This window comes from Microbacterium sp. Bi128 (genome assembly GCF_918698205.1).
Window position 1 is genome coordinate 1 of record NZ_CAKKMM010000421.1, and the last position, 3,832, is coordinate 3,832.

Genomic DNA, 3,832 nt, shown 5'->3' on the forward strand with positions numbered 1-3,832 from the left:
CTTCCACATCGACCTCAACGGCCAGCGCAGCATCAAGTTCGACCAGGACCTGGTGTTCGGCCACGGCGACCTGCAGAACGCGTTCTCCCTCGTGGACCTGCTCGAAAACGGCGGCCCCGACGGCGGACCGGCCTACGACGGCCCGCGCCACTTCGACTACAAGCCCAGCCGCACCGAGGACATCGACGGCGTATGGGACTCCGCGGCCGCCAACATGCAGACCTACCTGCTGCTCAAGGAACGCGCCAAGGCCTTCCGCGCCGACCCCGAGGTCCAGGCCGCGCTGCAGTCCTCCCGCGTGGCGGAAATCAACGAACCCACCCTCAACCCGGGCGAAGGCTACGAACAGCTCCGCGCGGACCGCGCCTCCTACGAGGACTTCGACGCCGACGCCTACTTCGGCGGCAAGGGCTTCGGTTTCGTGAAGCTGCAGCAGCTCTTCATCGAGCACCTGCTCGGCGCCCGCTAAGACCGTGACGGCTGCTTCCATGAACCTTGTTGCCGGTGTGGACTCCTCCACCCAAAGCTGCAAAGTGGTGATCCTCGACGCCGGCACCGGCACGCTGGTCCGCGAGGGCAGGGCCGCCCACCCGGACGGAACGGAAGTCCACCCGGATCACTGGTGGCGGGCCTTGTCAGCGGCGTTCGACGACGCCGGCGGGCTGGCGGACGTCAGTGCGCTCTCGGTGGGGGGCCAGCAGCACGGCATGGTGCTGCTGGACCACGACGGCAACGTGGTGCGCCCGGCGCTGCTGTGGAACGACACCCGATCGGCGTCGGCAGCGGCCGCTCTCACCGACGAAGTGGGGGCGGACGACTTTGCCCGCAGGACCGGGCTGGTCCCGGTGGCCTCCTTCACCATCACCAAGATCCGCTGGGTCCGGGACCACGAACCGGACCTGGCGGACCGGGTGGCGGCTGTTGCGCTGCCCCACGACTGGCTGACCTGGCGGCTCCGCGGTTACGGCCCGGCAGCAACCAGCCCGCTGGGCCCGGACCTGGACCAGCTCACCACTGACCGCTCCGATGCCAGCGGCACCGGATACTGGAGCCCTTCGGCCGGCGAATACGATGTGGAGCTGTTCAAACTGGCCTTCGGCCGGGACGCCAGGGAAGCCGGCGGGGGTGCCGGGCACCGGGATCCAGGCACCGTGGTTCTGCCGCGGGTGCTGGGCCCCGGCGGCTCCGCCGGGGCGGTTCACCCCGGCTGCTTCGGCTCCGCGACTCAGTTGCCCGGCCAGTCCGGATCAAGCCAGGCCCGACCCGGGCACCGCATTCTCCTCGGTGCCGGCGCCGGAGACAATGCGGCCGCCGCCTTGGGACTGGGGGCGCAACCCGGAGACGTGGTGGTGTCCGTGGGCACCAGCGGCACGGTGTTTTCGGTGGCGTCCCGTGCCGTCGCCGATCCCAGCGGAACGGTGGCGGGCTTCGCGGACGCCAGCGGAGAATACCTGCCCATCGCCGTCACGCTCAATGCCGCGCGCGTGCTCGGCTCCGTGGCAGGCATCCTGGGCGTGGACTTCGACGAACTTGCGCGACTTGCCCTGGGCGCCGAACCCGGCGCCGGCGGCGTGGTGCTAGTGCCCTACTTCGAAGGTGAGCGCACGCCCAACCTGCCCCACGCCAAGGCCAGCTTCCACGGGCTCAGCATTGCCTCCAGCACCAGGAGCAATCTGGCCCGGGCCGCCATCGAAGGCATGCTCTGCGGACTGTCCGGCGGCCTGGATGCCCTCCGCGCCCAAGGAGGCCCCGCAACACGGCTCCTGCTGATCGGCGGCGCCGTGCAGAACCCCGCGGTGCAGTCCATCGCAGCCCAGGTCTTCGACCTGCCGGTCGTGGTCCCGAGCCCGGGGGAGTACGTGGCCCGGGGTGCTGCCGTCCAGGCAGTCTGGGCCTCCATCGGCAACCGGCCGGATTGGCCGGTCGCGGTGGACGCCGCACCCGCCCCGGACTTCCACCCGGCCATCAGGCAAAACTACCTGCGGGCGAGCAGTCGCGTTGACCCCGGCAACTGAGCCGGAGTTCGTGAATGCCCTTGCTTCAACGCGGCAACGAAATGCCGGCTGACCGCTGAGAATACGGTGGTCCTCGTCGGATGAGCCAGCCACCACAACACCGCCGCCCGACCCCGCCAGCCCTAACAGGTTCCTATCGGTCCTTGATCCCTGTCATCGCCATTACGGGGCGGGCTGCTCGGCCGATCCCGAATCCGAGGACACCTCGGGCTGCGGGGTCTGTTCGGTTGCGGGGGCAGGCTCCGGGCTCTGGCCGGTTTCGGGGGCGACGTCCGCCGGCGTGGTGTCGCTTGGTGCGCCGGCTCCTGGCACTGCGGTTCCGGCCGAGCCGCTGTCCGCGCCACTGGGGCTACCCTCCGTGGTCAGGCCATCTGTCTTGGTGGCACCTTGCTCGACTTGCCCGGGCACTTGCGCGACTTGCCTAGGTCCTTCCTTCACGTCCTTGGTCGATGCGTCCGTTTTGTCCGGGACAGTCGGAGTGCCACCCAGGGCCGTGCCCAGCGTCGTCGTGGGGCCAGCCGCACCGTCGATGCTCGACGCCGACGAGACCAGGCTGGAGATGGGCTTGTTGGTTCCGAATTCGACTGCAGTGACACCGACCATCGCGATCACGAATGCGGCAGCACTGACCGCCCCGATCTTAATCCAGGTCTTTGGGGTGACCTGCCTCTTCAGCCGGTTGGATTGAGGTCCGTCGCTTTCGGCCGGGGCGCTGGCGGCCAGCACGCCGGCGTCGTCAGCGGGCAGTCCACCCCTGCGTCGCTTTGGGATTTTCGTCATTGCCACGGTGGCGGCCGAACTGAGTGTCCGGGCATACAGGGCGGCGCCCACCGTGGCAACGATGGAGCCGAGTGCGGCGCCAATAAGCGTCCCGGCAACGCCTAGAAAGGACCCCACCAAGGCAGAGGTCACCGCGGCCAACGCCGAGCCAATAGTCTGGGTGCCACTTAGCCCGAGGAGCTGTTTCGGCTTGTCTTCATTAGCGGAGTCTGCAGGCATCTTCAAACACATTTCAGTCAGATAAATGTTACGAACAGATAACTTTACCCTGCCGGCGGGTGGCCCCCGGCTGCCTCCGTAATAATTTGAGACGCTTCTCACGGACAAGAGGAGAGTCAAGGCTCATGCCACCGGGGCGGCCGGTGGAGGTCAAGAAGTATCGATGATCCAGGGACGTCGGGACCGAGGTGCTGTCGCGGTGGAGATGGTTGCCCACCCGTCATGAAGCGGCAACGAGTCCACGTCCGTTGTGCTCAATCCCGTATCCTCGAGCGGAATTGTGAGTCCAGGCTGGGGATCCCAGCTCGCTTAAACAAGCGGCCAGGGGTAGCGCATGCCGGTGCGGTCAACCGGCAGGACCCGGGCGTGCAGCAGGCGCTGGACGCGGCGCTGCAGGGCGGTGACCTCGTCGTCGTCGAGGAGCTCGGCCACCTCGGGAGGAGCGGCCTCGGCGAGCGGGGCGATGTCCTCGAGCAGGGCATCGGGGATAGGTTCGCCGGCGAAGTCCCAGATCACGGTGCGGAGTTTGAAAGCGGCGGAGAAGCACAGTCCGTGGTCGATGCCCCAGACCCGTCCGTCGTCGCCGCGCAGCACGTGCCCGCTCTTGCGGTCGGTGTTGTTGGCGACGTAGTCGAACAGGGCAATCCGCGCCAGGTCGCGGTGCGTCTCTGGGGCGTCCTCGAACAGCGTGAAGTAGTGCTCGCGGAAGTCGCACTCGATGAACCACTGCAGCGACCCGACCCCCAGCGGAGCTTCCTCGCGGATCACGGTCGGCGGCACGAGGCCCCACTCCAGGGACTCGCTGATCAGGTAGGCGG

Annotated in this window: 3 protein-coding genes and 1 pseudogene; 2 read left to right on the forward strand and 2 right to left on the reverse strand. The window is 68.1% G+C overall.

Annotated features, from left to right (window positions below):
* Window positions 1-469: pseudogene (locus LQV45_RS20235) on the forward strand (xylose isomerase); the annotation flags it as partial.
* Between the two features lie 19 nt (window positions 470-488).
* Window positions 489-2,015 (forward strand): xylulokinase, encoded by a 1,527-nt coding sequence (locus tag LQV45_RS20240; protein WP_230008551.1) that lies wholly within the window; start codon window positions 489-491, stop codon window positions 2,013-2,015.
* Window positions 2,016-2,177: 162 nt separating this feature from the next.
* Here the strand turns inward: LQV45_RS20240 and LQV45_RS20245 are convergent, their stop codons facing one another.
* Window positions 2,178-3,014, reverse strand: a complete 837-nt coding sequence (locus LQV45_RS20245) for a hypothetical protein (RefSeq protein WP_230008552.1) — start codon at window positions 3,012-3,014, stop codon at window positions 2,178-2,180.
* Window positions 3,015-3,323: 309 nt separating this feature from the next.
* Window positions 3,324-3,832 (reverse strand): SCO1664 family protein (locus tag LQV45_RS20250; RefSeq protein ID WP_230008553.1); only part of this gene is annotated, 509 nt, incomplete at its 5' end.